This is a genomic window from Streptomyces sp. NPDC012888 (assembly GCF_042900645.1).
GTDB lineage: Bacteria > Actinomycetota > Actinomycetes > Streptomycetales > Streptomycetaceae > Streptomyces.
Genome location: NZ_JBIBBM010000018.1, coordinates 93,183 through 110,257 on the forward strand (window position 1 = coordinate 93,183; position 17,075 = coordinate 110,257).

Annotated in this window: 12 protein-coding genes and 1 pseudogene; 6 read left to right on the plus strand and 7 right to left on the minus strand. The window is 76.4% G+C overall.

Annotation, left to right across the window (positions count from 1 at the left end):
- Positions 1-15: 15 nt before the first annotated feature.
- Positions 16-693, minus strand: a pseudogene (locus tag ACFY61_RS27330) (DUF817 domain-containing protein); the annotation flags it as partial.
- Positions 694-1,457: 764 nt separating this feature from the next.
- On the opposite strand from ACFY61_RS27330, the gene ACFY61_RS27335 reads away from it, so the two are divergent.
- Both ACFY61_RS27335 and ACFY61_RS27340 read left to right on the plus strand, forming a co-directional pair.
- Positions 1,458-3,611, plus strand: coding sequence for a PIG-L family deacetylase (locus tag ACFY61_RS27335; RefSeq protein WP_389476123.1), 2,154 nt, complete (start codon positions 1,458-1,460; stop codon positions 3,609-3,611).
- A gap of 123 nt (positions 3,612-3,734) precedes the next feature.
- Complete coding sequence (locus tag ACFY61_RS27340; RefSeq protein ID WP_389476125.1) at positions 3,735-4,223, plus strand: hypothetical protein; 489 nt, start codon at positions 3,735-3,737, stop codon at positions 4,221-4,223.
- Between the two features lie 62 nt (positions 4,224-4,285).
- Here the strand turns inward: ACFY61_RS27340 and ACFY61_RS27345 are convergent, their stop codons facing one another.
- On the minus strand, positions 4,286-5,770 hold the full coding sequence (locus ACFY61_RS27345) for a hypothetical protein (RefSeq protein WP_389476127.1): 1,485 nt from the start codon (positions 5,768-5,770) through the stop codon (positions 4,286-4,288).
- Positions 5,771-6,047: 277 nt separating this feature from the next.
- On the opposite strand from ACFY61_RS27345, the gene ACFY61_RS27350 reads away from it, so the two are divergent.
- Positions 6,048-7,538, plus strand: a complete 1,491-nt coding sequence (locus ACFY61_RS27350; RefSeq protein WP_389476129.1) for a hypothetical protein — start codon at positions 6,048-6,050, stop codon at positions 7,536-7,538.
- Between the two features lie 56 nt (positions 7,539-7,594).
- On the opposite strand, the gene ACFY61_RS27355 is transcribed toward ACFY61_RS27350, so the two are convergent.
- On the minus strand, positions 7,595-8,158 hold the full coding sequence (locus ACFY61_RS27355; RefSeq protein WP_389476131.1) for a TetR/AcrR family transcriptional regulator: 564 nt from the start codon (positions 8,156-8,158) through the stop codon (positions 7,595-7,597).
- 124 nt (positions 8,159-8,282) lie between these two features.
- Here ACFY61_RS27355 and ACFY61_RS27360 point away from each other — a divergent pair, with 124 nt between their 5' ends.
- Complete coding sequence (locus ACFY61_RS27360; protein ID WP_389476133.1) at positions 8,283-9,077, plus strand: SDR family NAD(P)-dependent oxidoreductase; 795 nt, start codon at positions 8,283-8,285, stop codon at positions 9,075-9,077.
- A gap of 18 nt (positions 9,078-9,095) precedes the next feature.
- Here the strand turns inward: ACFY61_RS27360 and ACFY61_RS27365 are convergent, their stop codons facing one another.
- Positions 9,096-12,467: a CehA/McbA family metallohydrolase gene (locus ACFY61_RS27365; RefSeq protein WP_389476135.1), complete on the minus strand. Its 3,372-nt coding sequence runs from the start codon at positions 12,465-12,467 to the stop codon at positions 9,096-9,098.
- Positions 12,468-12,608: 141 nt separating this feature from the next.
- A complete protein-coding gene (locus tag ACFY61_RS27370) occupies positions 12,609-13,241 on the minus strand; it encodes a TetR/AcrR family transcriptional regulator (protein WP_389476137.1) in 633 nt (210 codons plus the stop codon).
- Between the two features lie 72 nt (positions 13,242-13,313).
- Here ACFY61_RS27370 and ACFY61_RS27375 point away from each other — a divergent pair, with 72 nt between their 5' ends.
- Complete coding sequence (locus ACFY61_RS27375; RefSeq protein WP_389476138.1) at positions 13,314-13,721, plus strand: RidA family protein; 408 nt, start codon at positions 13,314-13,316, stop codon at positions 13,719-13,721.
- A 449-nt stretch (positions 13,722-14,170) separates the two neighbouring features.
- On the opposite strand, the gene ACFY61_RS27380 is transcribed toward ACFY61_RS27375, so the two are convergent.
- Both ACFY61_RS27380 and ACFY61_RS27385 read right to left on the minus strand, forming a co-directional pair.
- Positions 14,171-14,881, minus strand: coding sequence for a TOPRIM nucleotidyl transferase/hydrolase domain-containing protein (locus ACFY61_RS27380; RefSeq protein WP_389476140.1), 711 nt, complete (start codon positions 14,879-14,881; stop codon positions 14,171-14,173).
- Positions 14,882-14,990: 109 nt separating this feature from the next.
- A complete protein-coding gene (locus tag ACFY61_RS27385; RefSeq protein WP_389476321.1) occupies positions 14,991-15,752 on the minus strand; it encodes a TioE family transcriptional regulator in 762 nt (253 codons plus the stop codon).
- A 70-nt stretch (positions 15,753-15,822) separates the two neighbouring features.
- Between ACFY61_RS27385 and ACFY61_RS27390 the strand changes: the two genes are divergently transcribed.
- Positions 15,823-17,058 (plus strand): erythromycin esterase family protein, encoded by a 1,236-nt coding sequence (locus tag ACFY61_RS27390; protein ID WP_389476142.1) that lies wholly within the window; start codon positions 15,823-15,825, stop codon positions 17,056-17,058.
- Positions 17,059-17,075: the final 17 nt, after the last annotated feature.

Sequence of the window (17,075 nt, forward strand, 5' to 3'; positions counted from 1 at the left end):
CGGCACGGGTTCCCAGCCGTCCAGCTGAGCGGGGTAGCTCCAGGCCCCGGCGTACGTCGCCGCGTTCTCGGCGATCCAGAGGAAGAAGCCGATCAGGACGAAGGCCAGCGCCAGCGGCATCCGGTACCGCGCGGCCCCGACGGCGTACTGCACCCAGGTCCCCCACAGGGCGGCCGTCAGCAGCACGGCCAGCACCCAGCGGGCGTCGGGCAACCAGTGGTGGGTGAAGAAGTTGACGTAGACGGCGGCGGCCAGGGCGGCCGTGACGCGGGGCCGGAACCCTGTGAGCGAGAGGTCGAGCAGCCGCCAGGCCCGGCACACGTAGCTGCCGACGGCGGCGTAGAGGAAACCGCCGTAGAGCGGGACGCCGGCGACCTTGGTGAGGGCGTCCTCGGGATAGCTCCACGACCCGAGCCGCACCTTCACCAGCTCGAAGAGCAGGCCGACGGCGTGGCAGGCGGCGATCGCCACGGTGTCCCGGGCGCTGTCCCAGCCCACCTTCCGGGCGAGCACCGTCAGCCCCACTCCGTACAGCAGGATCAGGTCGTAGCGGGCGACGGGGAGTTCGGGGAGCAGCGCGGAGGCGCCGATCCCGGCCACCAGGACGATCGCGAACGCGCAGCAGCGGGCCTGGAGCAGGCCGAAGCGCAGGAACTGGCCGGCGGCGTATTTGAGCGCGTTCAAACTCGGCATGCCCCAGCAGACGCCGGCGGCCGGCCCGTGGTTCCCTCCGCGACCGGCCGACCGGCCGACCGGAGCCTGCCTGGACGGGAGCGGCGCCGCGCCCCCGGGCCCGTTCCCGCGAGGGTCGGCCCAGCGGCGCTGGGCGGTCACCGGCCGAGGTGACGGCTCGGTCCGGCTCCGCGGCCCCGCCACCGCCGCCTGTCCGGTCGGCAGCACCGCCGGGCCGGCCGCCCGGCCCTGCGACGGCTCCGACCGGCAGCGATGGACGTGACCCGGGTCACGCGGGACCGGCCGGCCGCTCCGGCGGCCGGACCGGGATGCCGAGGACGGTGGCCTCCATCCGGAACCGGGTGGTCGGCCCCGGGCCGGTCAGGTCGGTGACCTTCGTCACCCGCAACCCCGTCCCGTGGGCGGTCTTCCAGCCCGGGGGAGCGGGAAGCGGGGCCGCGGCGGCGGCCGCCCCGAGGAACGTCGACCGGCCAAGTACCGGCCCTTGCGGATCCGTCACGCCCCCGCAACGCCACCGTCGGGGGCCGCGCCACGTCCGTGGAGCCACGCCATCCCAAAGTCGGCAAACGGGACATAACCGCTCTATCCGGCATCCAACTCCTTTCCCGGCATTTGCCGTTTGAGGGTGTGTCAGCCACAAACCGGGGAGGCATAATCGCCGCGGTCGTCTCCGGAAGCGGTCGAGCCATCGGGGCACCGACTGACCCTCCGGGCGGGAGACCCCGCACCGGACCGACCCGACCCCGACCCCCGAGGCGCCCCCCATGTCCCTGGCCAGCCGCACCCGCCTCACGGCACTGCTCGCCGCGTTGTCCGTGGCCACCGCCGGAGTGACCACCTGGGCCTTCGGGCAGGGCACGGAGCAGCAGCGGACCGCCCCCGCGGCCGGCCTGCGCGCCAGCGTGACCGAGGGATCCGTCGTGCAGGTCGTCGCCCACCCCGACGACGACCTCTTCTTCATGAACCCCGACCTGAGCCGCTCCATAGCCGCGGGCATGAAGGTCGCCACCGTCTACCTGACCTCGGGCGAGTCCGACGGCAGGAACGAGGCCCACGGCGCGCACCTGGACGACCCGGTCCGCCCCGCCGACCACGCCGCCTACGCCGAGGCCCGGCAGAACGGCATCCGCGGCGCCTACGCGCAGATGGCCACCGGCGACCGCACCAGCGCTTGGCAGCGCAGGTCGGTGCGCACCGCCGGCGGGGGCAGCGCCGAGGTGGACGTCCTGGTGGCCCGGCCCGAGGTCAACCTGGTGTGGATGCAGCTGCGCGAGGCCCGCAGCATCTCCGACGACGCCCCGGACAGCCTCCGCGGACTGTGGGACGGCCGGGTCCCCGCCCTCGGAGCCCAGCTGACCTCGCAGACCCCGGTCGGGGAGTGGTTCTCGTACACCAAGGACGAGGCGATACGCGCCATAGCCAAGGTGTTCGAGATGTACCGGCCGACGACGATACGGACGCAGGACCCGACCCCGGGCATGTGGGAGGACGGCAGCGTCCTCGCCGACCACCAGGACCACGTGTACGGCGCGCGCTTCGTGCAGGCCGCCGCCGAACGCTACGCCGCGTCCACCGGCCGCCCCCACTTCTCCGTCCAGAACTACGTGAGCTACCCCAACAGCTCCCTGCCCCCGACCCTCGACCGCGAGACCGGCGAGGAGAAGCTCGGCTACCTCGAGACCTACGCCTGGACGGACCACGAGGACTGGTGCGGCAGCCCGGCCGGCTGCGGCGACCGCAAGGCCGCCACCCGGCCCGCCGGCAAGGGGTGGACCCGGACCCTCCGTTACAGCCGCGGCGAGGGCACCTCCTGGATGGCCGAAGGCGTTTCCGGCCGGCTGTGGGCCTTCACCGTCCTGGACGGCCGGATGGCGTACTGGTCGCGCGGCGCCGGGCAGACCGCCTGGCAGGGCCCCCGGTTCCTGGCCGGCACCGGCTTCGACGCGGGTGCCACGGCCGCCCGCCTCCCCGACGGCCGGATCGCCGTCCTCGGCACACGCACCACCCTCGGCGCCACCCCACAGGACTACCGCCGCGACGTCGTGTACGCCGTCCACGACGCCGCCGGCGGCCGGTTCGGCCCCTGGCGCCCGCTCGGCACCCCCGAAGCCGCGGACAGCGCGGGCAACTCCGCGATCAGCGGCCCGGCCGTCAGCGTGGACGCGGCGGGCCGGATGACCGTCCTCGTGCGCGACTCCGCCCGCACCCTGCGCGCCCGGACGCAGGCCGCCCCCGGCGGCGCCTTCGGAGGATGGCAGCGGCTCGGCGGCACCGCCCTCCAGGGCGACCCGGTCACCGCGACCGACGCGTCGGGGCGGCGCCACGTCTACGCCACCACGCTCGACGGCGTCCTCGCCTGGATCCAGCCGGCCCCCGGCGCCCCGTTCCGCGGCCCCTTCCCCACCGGCCTGCCGCAGACCACCGGCCCCCTCTCGGCGACCCCCGAGGGCGACGGCGTCCGCCTCTACTTCCGGCAGCCCGGCACCGGCACCGTCGCCACCACCCTCGCCGACGCGCACGGCACCGAGCCGCGCTTCTCGCCGGTCACCGAGGCCGGCGGGCAGGCCGGTTACGGCGCGGTGGGCGCGGCGGGCGGCCTCCTCGCCGGCCGCGCCGCCACGGGAACCGCCGCCGTCTTTGACGGCAGCGGCGACAGCGGCAGCGGCGACGGCGGCGGCAGCGGCCGCCCCGACGCGGCCGCCACCCGGCCCTGGCACGAGTCAGCGATGCTGTACGCCGGCGCCCCGGCGTTCGTCACCGGCCCGGCCGGCACCCCCGTCGGGGCCGCCCTCGGCCTCGACGCCGGCCTCCACGTCACCGCGCCCCCGCCGGCCGGACCGGACCCGGGCGACGGCGGCCCGGCCGCCGCCCTGTGGCACCGTGCCGTCCAGCCGTGGAAGACCGGCCGGGACCGCTGACGGAGCGCACCCCGCCGCGCCCTCCGGTGGCAGCGCGGACCCGCCCGGGTGAGGATGGCGGACAGACCGCGCGGCGCAGCCGCCGGCGGTCGGCTCCCTGACCCACGGGTGATCGGGGCTCACATGACCCCCTGTTCCATAGCTCGCGGGCGCGTACGGAGGGGAACGGTCCGCGCCCTGGCCTGCGTCGCCACTCTCGCGGCCGTCGCCACCGGATGCCGCGACGACCGCGCCCCGGACTGGGGTTACCCCGACCTGAGGGCGACCCTCCGGACGTACTCCGCCGCCCTCGCCGAACCCTGCGACGACCACGCCCCGGCCCACTGCGCGGCCGGCCTCGACCGGCTCGGCGTCCTCGCCGAACGCGCCTTCGGCGAAGTCCTCGACCACCGCCTCCTCGACGACGCGTACGTGGCGGCCCGCAGCGCCGCGACCCGCGCCCGCGAGGCCCGCCTCGCCGCGGCGGCCGAGGCCCGCGCCCGGCACGACCCGCACCACCCGTCGTTCCGCCGGGCCGTGGCGGCGGAACGGCTCGCCCACGCCCGGCTCCTCGCCGAACTCGAACGCATCCGCACCGCCCCGCCTCCCGGGGACGGCACCGAACCGGTCTGACGCCGCCCCGCCCGCACGCCCCCGCGGCAGACACCGCCGCCACGGCGCCGCCGCGCCGGCCGCTACGGTCTCCGCGGTGGCGCCGGGACGGGCGGACCGTCCAGCGCCGCCAGCGACAGGACGACGATCGAGCCCGTCCAGGCGAGCGGGGCGACCGAAGCGGGCCGGCCCGTCCCGTCCACCTTCTCCGGGAACTCGCCGAGCGCGTTCCGCTTCGACAGCACCCAGTCCAGCACCCGCCCCGCCTTCGCCCGGTGCCCCGTACCGGCCCAGGCCAGCGCGAAGAACGACGTGCTCGGCGTCCACGCGTTCCGGCCCCACGGCGCCGTCGCGTCGTTCCCGGGGGTGAGGCCGCCGTTCGGCAGCGACAGCGCCCGGTACGCCGCGTCGAGGGCCCGGCCCAGGCCCGGCGGCGCCGTGTTGAAGGGCGGCGCCATGAACGCCACGGCGCTGTCGAGCCCGTGCCGGCCGTCCGTGGTGCGCTGGTAGCCGAGCGGCGCGAACCGCGCGGCGATCGCCGACGACAGCCGGGCGGCCGCGCGCGCCCAGCGCTCCGCCTCCCAGGGCCGGTCCAGCCGCCGGGCGAGGTCCGCCGAGGCGTTCAGACCGGCGAGCAGGGGCGCGGCCGTCCCGATGTTGGCCGTGGTCGTGGCCAGTTCCCAGTAGTCGGGGGAGACCGGCGGCAGCCCGTCGGCGCCCAGCAGGGCCGCCGCCCGGTCGGCCGCCCGGCGGACCATCGGGTAGAGGGCGAGCAGCCGGTCCCGGCGGCCGGCCTCCGGCGCCGTCCGGTACCACTGCCAGGTGGCCCACGGCACCCAGCCGTTGGCGTCCAGCTGCCACCGCCTGCCGTCCGGGGGACCGGAACCGTCGAGCTCGGTCCGTGCCTCCCAGGTGCCGTCCCGCCGCTGCGTCGCGGCGGCGTGGCGGAGGATCCGGTACGCCTCGGCGTCATGGCCGGTGTGGGCGAACGCGGCCGCGACGAAACTGGAGTCGCGCGGCCAGGAGTACTTCCAGCCCTGCGTCCAGGCCGCGGCCACGGCCCCGTTGGGCCGGAGCAGGGCCCGCATGGACAGCAGGGCCCGCGCCGACGCGGCGCGCTCCGCCGCCGTCCGGCCCGGGACCCGGCCGGAGGCCAGCCAGGCCCGGCTCTCCGCGATCTGCCGCCGGGCGGCCGGGTCGCCGGACGGCACCACGGCGGACCTCGACCGCCCGGCGGGCAGGTACCTCCACCGGCCGGACGGCAGCACCAGCACGTTGCTGCGGTCGACGTACCGGGCGCCCGCCGCAGACGCGGCCAGGACGCCCTCCACCGCGGTCGAGTTGGCGAGCAGGCCGACGGTGGGGGCGGCGAGCACCGACAGCGGCGCGTAGCTGCCCTCGGCGACCCCGTGCCCCTGGTGGCCCGTGGGCCCGACGAGGAACGCCGGCCGCTGCACCGTCCCGGGCCGCTCCCCGCCGGGCCGGCGCTCCGCGGCGTACAGCGGCGAGGCGACGAGCGCGACGGCCGCCGTGACGACCGCCCATCGGACGAACCTGGCAGCAGGCATCACCACTCCCTCCACCGGGCTCCGGGTACGCGCGCATCCGGACTCCCATCCTGGGAGCGCCGGGCGGAGCCCGCCACGACACGCCCCCCGCCCGGGTGAGCGGCACCACCGGCGGCGGGGGAGACGGCCCCCGGCCCCACAGCCCCCGGCCCCCCACCCCCGGCCCCGCCACCCAGGGCCCGTCCCGGCCGCCTCCCGGATGCCGGTGCCGGCGAACCGTGCACATCATGGGTCCTGTCGACCCGGCCGGACCCGCCGCGACGGAGGTGAACCAACGGTGCTCCGCTCCTCCTTCCTCCGTGGACTCCTCCCGGCGGCGGGCGGGATCCTCGTGGCGGCGGCCGGGGCCCTGGTCGCGGTCGGCTGCTTCCTCGGCCTGTACGTACGGCCCACCTCCGACGACTGGTGCGCCGCCTACAAGGCCCGGGACCTCGGAGTCACCGGCATCACCGCCGACTTCTACCTGACGCAGAACGGCCGGGTCACCAACGCCTTCCTCAGCGGACTCGTCTACTCCGGCGGCCCGGCCGGCACGAAGGTCCTGCCGGCGCTCATCGCCGTCGCCCTCACGGCGGGCCTCGTCCTGCTCGGCCGCGAAGGCGTCCGCCGCCTCGGCGGAACCCCCCGCCTGTTGCCGCTCACGGCCGCCGCCCTGGTCGTCCAGGCGCTCCTCTACTACGGCGGCCCCCGCCCCTACCAGGTGCTGCTGTGGGCCCCCGCCACCATCTCCCACACCGTCCCCGCCGTCATCGGGGTCTGGGCGCTCCTGCTGGCCGTACGGACCGTCGGCCATCCCCGGCCCGCCGTGCGCCGCGGTGGGCTCGCCGCCGCGTTCCTCCTCGCCGCCGCGATAGGAACCCTCAGCGAGCCGTTCGCCTTCGTCAGCGGTCTCCTCGCGGCCGGCGCCGGACTGCTGGCCCTGCCCCGCCTCGGACTCGCCCGCACCTGGCGCCCGTTCACCTGGTGCCTGCTCTGGTGCGCCGGGCTCCTCGGCGGACTGCTCCTCCTCCACACCTCGCCCGGCGCCCGCTGGCGGCGCGCCCAGCAGCCCCCGGCGGAACCCCTGCTCTCCGCGAGCGGGCTCCGCGGCACCTTCGAGGACTGGCTGCACATGTGGGGCTCGACCACCGGACAGTGGGCCTACCTGGGCGCCGCCGCCGCCGGAGTCCTGCTCGGCCTCGGGACCCGTCTGGGGACACGGCCGCCGTGGCGGCCGCGGCGGCCGCCCGTGCCCCGCCGCCTGTGGGTGCTCCTGCTGCTGCTCCCCGTTCCGGTGGTGGTGCTGGGCTCGTTCGCGGTGGTGCTGGGCCTGCGCAGCGGGTACGGGCCGACCGGGTGGACGTACGCGCGCACCTGGACCAGCCACCTGGCCGTGACCCTGGTCGCGCTCTGCCTCTACGGGGCGCTGCTCGGGGAGCGGCTCGCCCGGACGGCGGCGGGCCGGCCCGGCGCCCGCCCCGGGCCGAGGCCGGCCGTCCTCGTGGCCGGCGTCCTCGTGGCGGGCGGCATGGCGCTGGCCTCGGCGGCCGCGCTCGTGCCGCACGTCCAGCAGCTCACCACCGCCACCGTCACCCGCGCGGTGGCCTGGGACGGCCAGGACGCCCGCATCCGCGCGGAGATCGCCCGGGGCGCGACGGACGTCGGCTACCGTCCCCTGTACGTCGGAGGCCTGGCCGAACCCTTCTTCACGGCCGCGTACGACCGCGACTGGGTCGCCGCCTGCGTGGCGGAGTGGTACGGCGTGGACCGGATCCACCGGCGCCGATGACCGGGCCCGCGGAGCCGCCGGACCGCCGGCCGGCCGGACGCGCGCCGGTCAGCCCGTCAGCCGGACGCGCGCCGGGTCAGCATCAGCAGGGCGTCGACGAGGTCCTCCACGGGCGCCCCCGTGGCCAGCCGCCGCAGCTGCTGCCCGAAGACCACGGCGACGACCGCCCCGGCCAGGCGCTCGGCGTCCGGGAGGCCGAGGCGGGTCAGGATCCGGGCCGCCAGCCGGTCGTACGCCGCGAAGCAGTCGGCGGCCGCGGCGCGCAGCCGTTCGTCCCGCCCGGCCTGGACGTACAGCTCGAAGGGGGCTATGTGACGGCTGTCGAAGGCGTCGCCGCCCGCGACCTGCGCCACCACCTCGGCGGCCTGCCCGATGTCCAGCCACTCGTCCGTGCACTCGTCGGCGAGCGCCGTGAAGTGCCGGGTCTCCTCCGCCACGAACAGCAGCAGGCTCTCGCGCAGCAGTTCGTGCTGGGTGGCGAAGTGGTAGGTGATGGAGCCGAGCGAGACCCCGGCCTCCTTCGCGATCCGCCGGTTGGTCACCGCGGCGATCCCGTCCTGCCCGATGATCCGCAGCACGGCGTCGATGATGTTCTGGCGGGTGTCGGCGGCAGTGGACATGACGGCATTCTGCCCCAGCGCGCCGGACGGCCACCCCGGCGCCCCCCGCTGGGCCCGCTATGGACAGGCCGCCCGGTGATCCCTACTGTTCGTTCGAACGAACGCATACGGAAGGGGAGTTGCCGTGGAAATACGCGGATCGAGGGTTCTGCTCACCGGTGCCACCGGCGGGATCGGTGAGGCCCTGGCCTCCGCCCTGACCGCGAGGGGCGCCCGCCTCGCCGTCAGCGGGCGCCGGGAGGAGGCCCTGCGTGCCACGGCGCGGACGCACGGCGCGGACACCGTGCTCGCCGACCTCGCCGACCGGGCCGACGTCGCCCGCCTCGCCCGCGAGTGCGCCGACACGGACGTGCTGGTCGCGAACGCCGCGCTGCCGGCCAGCGGCGAACTGCTCGACTACACCGAGGACCAGATCGACCGCGCCCTCGACGTCAACCTGCGCGCCCCGGTGTTGCTGTCGCGCCTGCTCGCCGAGCGGATGGCCGCCCGCGGACGCGGCCACATCGTGCTGGTCGGCTCCATCTCCGGCAAGGCGGCGACCCGCTCCTCCTCCCTGTACAACGCGACGAAGTTCGGGCTGCGCGGTTTCGCCCTGGCCCTGCGCCAGGACCTCGCCGGCACCGGCGTGGGGGTGTCCCTGGTCCAGCCCGGGTTCGTCCGCGACGCCGGGATGTTCGCCCGGACCGGCGCCGCCACGCCCAACCGGATCAGGACGGTCACCCCCGAGCAGGTGGCCGAGGGCGTCGTACGCGCCGTCCGGCGCGACCTGTGCGAGGTCAACGTCGCTCCGCTGGAACTGCGCCTGCTCAGCGCGGTGGCCGGCCAGTTCCCCCGCTTCGCGGAACGGGTCCAGGCGCGCGCCGCGGGCCTCGACGCCCCGGTGCGGCAGATCGTCGAGGCCCAGCGGCCGCTCCGCTGACCGCTGCGCGGCGGAACGTCAGCGCAGCCGCCAGAGCGGGCCGTCGTCGCCGTCACCGTCACCGTCACCGTCGCCGGTGCCGGTGCCGCTGACGCCGAGCGCCTCGCCGGTCCGTGCGCTGACCAGGCGGAAGGAGCCGGCGCCCGCGTGGACCAGGCGCCACCGGTGGTCGCCGGTGCCGTCGTCGGGGGACATCCCGCCGGCCCCGAGCACCTCGCCCGAACGCGCGTCCCGGATGCCGAACCAGCCGTCGGCGTCCGCCAGCAAGGTCCACCGGTGCGCGGCGGCGTCCTCGTCCGCGTACCGGGCGAGCCGGGCGCCGCGGGCGCCGCGGGCTGCGGACCTCCGGTCGACGCCGAGGACCTCCCCGGAGCGGTGGTCCTCGATCCGGACCTCGCCGTCGGGATGGAGCAGCCACGACTGGTCGCCGGCCCCGGTGTCCGTGCGCTGCACGACCCCGGAGCCGTCCGCGGCGGACGCCCGGTCCGCGGCGAGCACCTTCCCGGAGTGCTTGTTGCGCAGCCGGTACCAGCCGTCCTCGCCGCCGACGGGCCGCCACAACCGTCCCGCGGAGCCGTCGTCGGCGTACTGCACCACCCGCGCGCCGTCCGCCGTGGACATGCCCTCGACGCCCAGCACCCGCCCCGAGTGCGCGTTGCGCAGCACGTACCAGCCGTCGGCCCGGTCGACGAGCTCCCACCGGTGGTCACCCGCGCCGTCGTCGGCGGCCTGCACGATCCGGGCACGGTCGGCCCGCGCCCCCTCGTGCACGCCGAGGACCTTGCCCGACCGGCGGTTGCGCAGCCGGAACACCGGGGCGGCGGCGTCCGGCGCCGCGGCCGCCACCTGGGCGCCGGAGGAGGCGGAGATGCCGACGACCCGGGCCGAGCCGTCGGGAAGGGCGGCGACACGGACCTGGCCGGCGGGGAACGGGTCCGTCCCGTTGGGCCCCTTGACCTGGGTCCACCCGGTCCAGGAGCCGTCCTGGCGGCGGATGCGGTGCCAGGCGTTCCGGTCGAGACCCACCGCCACCACGTGCGCGCTGCCGTCCGGCATCCCGGCGATGTCGACCGAACTCGCCCCCATGGTGGCCGTGGTGACCCCGGTCGGTGCCCGGAACCCGCTCCACGTGCCGTCGGGGCGGCGCACCTGGTGGTACACCACCCCGTCGAGCCCGACGGCGACGACCTGCGAGGAGCCGTCGGGCAGGCCGGTGACGGCGAGCGCCGGCCCGGAGAAGGACGCCGCGCCGTGCGCTCCGCCGAGCCTGCCCCACGGCGTCCACCCGCCGCGGGCGTCGCGGACGCAGTGGTGGGCGGCGCCGTCCGTGCCGTAACTCACCAGCTGGGTGCTGCCGTCCGGCATCGCGGCGATCGCGGCCCTGGTGGCACCCCAGCGGAGGGCCCCGCCGTTGCCGGGCACCGGCCGGAACCCGGTCAGGGTGCCGTCGGCGCGCCGCACCTGGTGGTGGAGGGTGCCGTCCGTGGCGACGGCCACGATCTGGCTGGTGCCGTCGCGCAGGCCGGCCACCGAGGCGTCCCGCACGGTGAAGGGGCCCGCGCCGTCGGAACGGTCGGGTCCGCCGGGCCCGTCGGGCCCGTTCAGGCGTTTCCAGGGCCGCAGGGTCGCTCCCGAACGGGCCGCGGTCATGCTCCACAGGCCGCCGTCGGGTGTGATGCCGAGGATCTCCGTGCTGCCGTCCGGCATGCCGGTCACGGCGGCCTGCACCGCGTCGAAGTCCGGGCCCCCGTCCGCGCCGGGCAGCGGACGCATGCTGCTCCAGCCGCCGTCGGCCGCGCGGCCGGTCAGGAACAACGTGCGCTGGTCGATCGGGTACGGGGGCAGCTGACGGCCGTAGAACCAGATCGGGTTGGCGACCGCGACCATCTGGTTCGGCACCGTCCACGCGGGTTCCGGCCGGCGCACCTCGGCCCGCGCGAACAGCGAGGCCTTGCCCCAGCCGCGCCAGTGCAGGTGGGCGCTGCCGCCGGCGCCGACCGGGGCGGACGCCATGACCCCCCACTCCGTGCAGAGCACGACGACGGTGCCGGGGGCGCCGGTGACGCGTACGTCGACGTCGACGGCGTCGAAGAAGCCGAGCGGCAGCTCCTCGCCCGGGCCGACCCGCGTCCCGTTCGCGGAGGCGGTGAAGTCCAGCGTCACGGCGGAGGACTCCACCGCGTACGAGCGGCCCGCGCGCAGCGAGTCGAGCACCGCGGTGGTGGACAGGGCGCCGGCCCGCACCACGTTGTGGGGCCGCCCTACCGCGTCCCCGGGGGCGTGCGCGTCGCTGTTGCCCAGGCCCGCGAGGCGCTTGCCGAGGCAGAGCCGGGTGTGCCAGGCGATGACGTTGAGCTCGTCGTCCAGGGTCCAGGGGCCGTTCCAGATCTCCATCGCGTCGACCTCGTCGAGGCCGAACTCCCATAACGAGCCGACGGCCGGGGTCATCGGGTGCGCCGCCACGACGAGGCCGCCGAGGCTGTGCACGCGCCGGACACGCGTGTCGAACGTCCCGTCGGCGGGCGCGTGGCGCCAGTCCACCCACTCGCCCTGGGGGAGTCCCACGGCCAGCCAGTGTCCGTGCCGGGTGGTGACCTCCTCGCCGTTCATGACGAGCAGGTCACCCGGGACGTTGCCGTGCCAGGTGAGGCCGGTGGCGCTGGTGTTGTGGTCGGAGGTGCCGATGAAGTGCAGCCCGGCGGCCCGGGCGTCGGCGACGAGCCCGTCCAGGGTGCGCCGGCCGTCGGAGTGCTCGGTGTGCAGGTGCAGGTCGCCCCGGTACCACCCGCTGCCCCGGCCGGGCACGGCGGTGGGGAGCACGTCGTGGAGGGCGGCGGGCGGCAGCGCCTCACCGTACTCCAGGGTGACGTGGACCTGCCAAGTCATGCCACCGGGCTCGCTGACCATCGGTCCCAGCGCCACCGACCACCTGCCCGGCTGTACCGGTCCGGCCAGGTATCCGGGGGTCGCGTCCGCCGCGGACACGGTGAACTCCCGCCGCGCGCTGCCGGACCAGCCGCGGAAGCCGGTCGGCCCGAAGACGCCGATGTCCAGCACGTTGGACCAGGTGCCGGGGAGGGAGGGCGACTTCGCCGGCTCGAAGGAGTAGGCGACGGATATGCGGCGCACACCGGGAGGTACGTCGAACGCGACGGCGTCCCACTGGTCGAAGCCGAAGGGCGAGCGCCCGTGGTAGGTGGTGGTGACGGTCCGGCCGTCCGTGGCGCGGGTCTCCGCCCGCGCGACGCCGGCCGGCACGAGGGCGGCGAGCCCGCCGGCGGCGAGCAGGGTGCCGAGCCGGAGCACGTCACGGCGCCCGGGGCCTTCCTCGCCGGGGGAGCCGGGGTCGGGGCGGCGGAGCGGATGACCGGTGCGGGGAGCCTCGTTCACGTCGTGGTCCTCTCGGGTTGGGGTGGCCCGGGCCTCGTTCGTTCGACCGAACAGTAGGACAGGCGGCGAACCAAGGGAACGACCCGAACGCGCCGACCGCAGGGCCGGGGCGCGGCCGCCGGCGCGACGGCGGAGCCCCGCCTACCGGCTGCCCGGTCCGCCCGGGGACACGGGCTCCCAGCCGCGCTCGACCGACCGGCGGCAACTGCGGGGATCGTCACCGGCGCTGACGAACTGCGCGGTCAGCATGGGCACGGCGTGGGCGAGTGCCTCCCGCGGCAGGGGACCGGTGGCGACGAGCGAGGCGAGCCCGTGGCCGATGGTCCAGCTCCGGGTGGCCAGTTCCAGGGGGTCGACGTCCTCGCGGAAGCGGCCGGCCGCCTTGGCCCGTTCCACGGCCCGGACGAGGTGGTGCAGGGCCCCGTCCGCGGCCCCGGCGTCCTCGAGTTCGAAGGCCGCGTCGAACATGACGCGGTACAGGTCGGGGCCGGCCAGGGCGTTGCGCAGGTAGGCGGCTCCCAGGGCGGCGAGGTCGCGCACCGGGTCCGTGGTGACCGGGACGGTCGCGAGCTCCGCGGCGAGGCGGGTGAAGCCCTCCTGGCGGAGCGCCCGCCACAGGCCCTCCATGCCGCCGAAGTAGGTGTACACGGCCATCGTCGAGACGCCCGTCCCGGCGACCAGCGCGCGGAGCGTGACCGGCTCCCGGGTCCGGAGCATGTGTGCGGCCCGCTCGAGCAGTCGTGAGCGGACCGCCGGATCCTTCGTCCTCGCCATGGCGGCATATTACATAGCGGTGTTATGTTCTCGTGGAACTGATCTTGTGGACCCAGACGCCAAGGAGGGGCCGTGGCCGTGACGTTGGTCAATCCCGAGGGGCTGCCGAAGCCCGATGCATACCGCCAGTTGTCCATCGCCAGCGGATCGAAGCTGGTGTTCCTCGCGGGGCAGGTCGCCCGCGATGCCGCGGGCCGGCCGGTCGGCGGAGGGGACCTCGCCGCGCAGGTCGAGCAGTGCTACCTCAACATCGGCACGGCGCTGGCCGCGGTCGGCGGATCGTTCGACGACGTGGCGAAGCTGACCGTCTACGTCGTCGACTGGAGCCCCGAGAAGATGCCGCTGCTGGGCGAGGGAGTGGGCCGCGCGGCGGCGAAGTTGGGCGTCGACCCGGTCAAACCGATCACCCTGCTGGGCGTCGCGGCGCTGGGAGAACCGGACCTCCTGGTCGAGGTGGAGGCCACCGCCGTCCTGGCCTGACCGGCAACACCCCTGGCCGAGCGCCGCCCGGGCTTGGGCCCGCGGGCCGGCGGCTGGCTGCGCGGCCCGGCTGCGACGGGCGCCCCGGGGCTGCGCCCGGGCCCGCTCAAGCGCCGCTCGGGCTGGGTTGCCCGGCGGGGTGTGGCCGTGCGGGCCGGTTCCGGGTGGGGAACTCCAGCCCCTCCGGCGTTTGAGGAGCGGGGTGCGGGGCGGAGCGCCGCGTGCCCGAGCGGAGCGTCGCCCGCGCGGCCTTGGCTTCGCCGGGGCCCGCTCCAGCGCCGCTCGGGCTGGGTGGTGCGGCCCGGCTGCGACGGGTGCCCCGGGGGCTCCGCCGGGCCCGCTCATGCGTCGGGCCGGGGCCGGGGCCGGGTGCTCGAGGGGCACCACGTCCGGGCCCGCACGCCGCTGCCCGGCGCCGAACGCGAGCACCCGCGTCCCGCCCGGCGCGGTCAGACGTGTGCGAGGAGGCGTTCCAGTGGGCGCGGGACCCGGCCCGGGTCCAGGTGGGCCACCAGGGCGCGCGCGTACAGCGCCTTGCGGCCGCTGTGCGTGCCCATGAACCGCCGCAGCTGGTGCTCCACGGGCCGGCCGCGCTGCGCCGGCTGGCCCTGGAACGTCAGGAACGGCCGCGACTCGCCCTGTGCCCCGATCACTTGGAGCACGCCGTCGGCGCCCAGCGCGCGGATCAGTTCGTCCTCCAGGTCGGCGACGCACACATGGAACCCGAGTGCCTCCAGCCCCGGGCCCGTGCCCGGGCCCCGTCCCGGGCCGCCTCCCGCGACGGCTGCCGCGACGGCTCCCCCGGCGCCTCCCGCGCCGAGCCCGACGCGCTCCAGGTGCCGCCTGAAGTGCCGCTCCTCGCCGGCGTCGCACAGCCCGGCCAGCGGCAGCCCGAGCCCGCCGGGGCCGCACACGTCGAGGAAACGGCCGATGTTGGTCGCCCCGCCGAGGGGGACGACGGCGACGCCCTCCGCGCCGAGGTCCCGGCCGTGCCGCCCGGCCAGCGTGTCGAGGGCCACCCGGTCGCTGTCGCCCTCGACCAGCACGACCGTCCGCACGCCGCCGGCCGCCTCCCGGGCGGCCGCGGCTGCCGCCGGCGCACCCGCCCCACCGGCCGCCCACGCCGCCACCGCCGTCCCGAACTTCTCCAACTCGTCCACAAGGCCTCGCTTTCCGGGCGCATCGTGGCACGTCCCCGGCCCCGCACGCACGCGCGTTTCCACGCGGCGGCCCAGCGGCCCGAGGCCGGCGATCGTCCCGCCCCGCGCCTCAGGCCCCGCGGGCTCGCAGGTACGCGTCCAGCTGCGTGGCCCCGACCAGCAGGGCCCGGCCGCGGGTGGACAGCCGGCCGCGCCAGTCGTCGAGCGCGGCCTCCAGCGGTTCCAGCCCGCCGGCCGCCCGTACCCGGTCGAGCAGCGGCGCGATCTGCTCCAGCAGGTAGCCGCCGCGCCTCAGTTGGTGGACCGTCCTGGCGTCCCGTACGTCGGCCCCGTCGTAGACGCGGTACCCGGTCCGCGGGTCGCGGCGCGGGCGGACCAGTCCGGCACGTTCCCACTTCCGCAGCGTGGCCGGCCGCACGCCGAGCTCGCGGGCCAGCACCCCGATGAACGCACCCCCCGACCCCGACCCGGACCCTGGCGCCGCCCCCGCCCCCGCCCCCGCCGCCCCCGCCGCGTCGGCGGGGCCCAGACCGCGGAGGGCTCCCTCCACCGCCGCGAGGGTCCGCCGGTCCTCCAGGAGCTGGGCGTGGCTCTCGTCGACGAGCCGGAACGCCTCCTCGGCCGCGCCCCGGTTCACGGCTCGCATGATCTCCGCCGCCACCTTGTGGCCGTGGCCCGGCAACAGGGCCAGGAACGCGCCCAGGGCCGCCGCGTGCAACGGCGTGTAGGCGCGGTAGCCGCCGGCCGTACGACCGGCGGCCGGAAGGATGCCGGCGGCCTCGTAGTTCCTGACCGCCTGCGTCGACAGACCGTGCGCACGCGCCAGATCCACCGGTCGCAGCCTCCCCCCGCTTTGAGGGTTCTCCACCACCCCGCCCACACCGACCGCCCTCTCGACCACCCCAAGTCTCAACCGAAAGTTCAACGATAGCGTTGAAGGCATGGCGACCGACATCGAAGACATCGAAGGCATCGAAGGCATCGGAGACACCGCCCGTCCCGTCCACGCCGCGGCGCTCATGCGGCTGCTCCCGCTCCGGCCCCGGCTGCTCGCCCTGGGCGAGCCCACCCACGGCGAGGAAACCCTCCTCCACCTCCGCAACGAACTCTTCCGCCGGCTCGTCGAGGAACACGGCTACCGGACGATCGCGATCGAGAGCGACTGCATGCGGGGCCTGTCCGTGGACGACCACGTCACCTCCGGCACCGGCACCCTCGACGAGGCCGTCGAGCACGGCATCAGCCACGGCTGGGGGGCCTTCCCGGCCAACCGCGAACTCGTCCGCTGGATGCGCCAGTTCAACCACGGCCGGCCGGCGTCCGACCGGCTCCGCTTCGCCGGCTTCGACGGTCCGCTGGAGATCACCGCCGCCGCCAGTCCCCGCGAGGCCCTCAGGGCGCTCCACGACCACCTCTCCCCCCGGGTGGAGACGGACCTGCTCCCCTGCACCGCGGAAACCCTCGACCGCCTGCTCGGCGCCGACGACCGGTGGACGGAACCCGCCGCCATGCTGGACCCGTCGCGGTCCGTCGGACGGTCGGCCGACGCCGGGCGGCTGCGGCTGATCGCCGACGACCTGGCCGCGCTGCTCGACGCGCAGGCGCCGCACCTGATCGCCTCCACCTCCCGGGAGGAGTGGGACCGGGCGCGCCTCTACGCCCGCACCGCCACCGGTCTGCTGCGCTACCACGACGCGATGGCGGACACCTCCCCGGCGCGCCTGACCCGGCTGGTATCCGTGCGCGACCAGATGATGGCCGACAACCTCCTCGCCCTCGCCGCTCGCGGCCCGGTACTCGTCCACGCCCACAACGCGCACCTCCAGCGGGCGAAGAGCTCCATGACGATGGGCGGGCGACCGCTCGGATGGTGGAGCGCGGGAGCGCTGGCCGGCGTCCGGCTCGGCGCCGACTACGCCTTCGTGGCCACCGCCCTCGGTACCCTCCGGCACCACGGAGTCGACGCCCCGCCGCCGGACACCCTCGAAGGACTCCTGTACCGGCTCCCCGGACCCCACCGGCTCGTCGACCCCCGCCGGCTGGCCGCGGCCCTCGGCGACACCCCGCCCGCGATCCGCACCTCCCCGTGGTTCGGATACGCCCCCTTCGACCCGGCGCACCTCGCGGACAGCGACGGCCTCGTGTTCGTCCGGGACGTCCCCGGCGACGGGAGGTAATCCGCTGGCGCGACGGC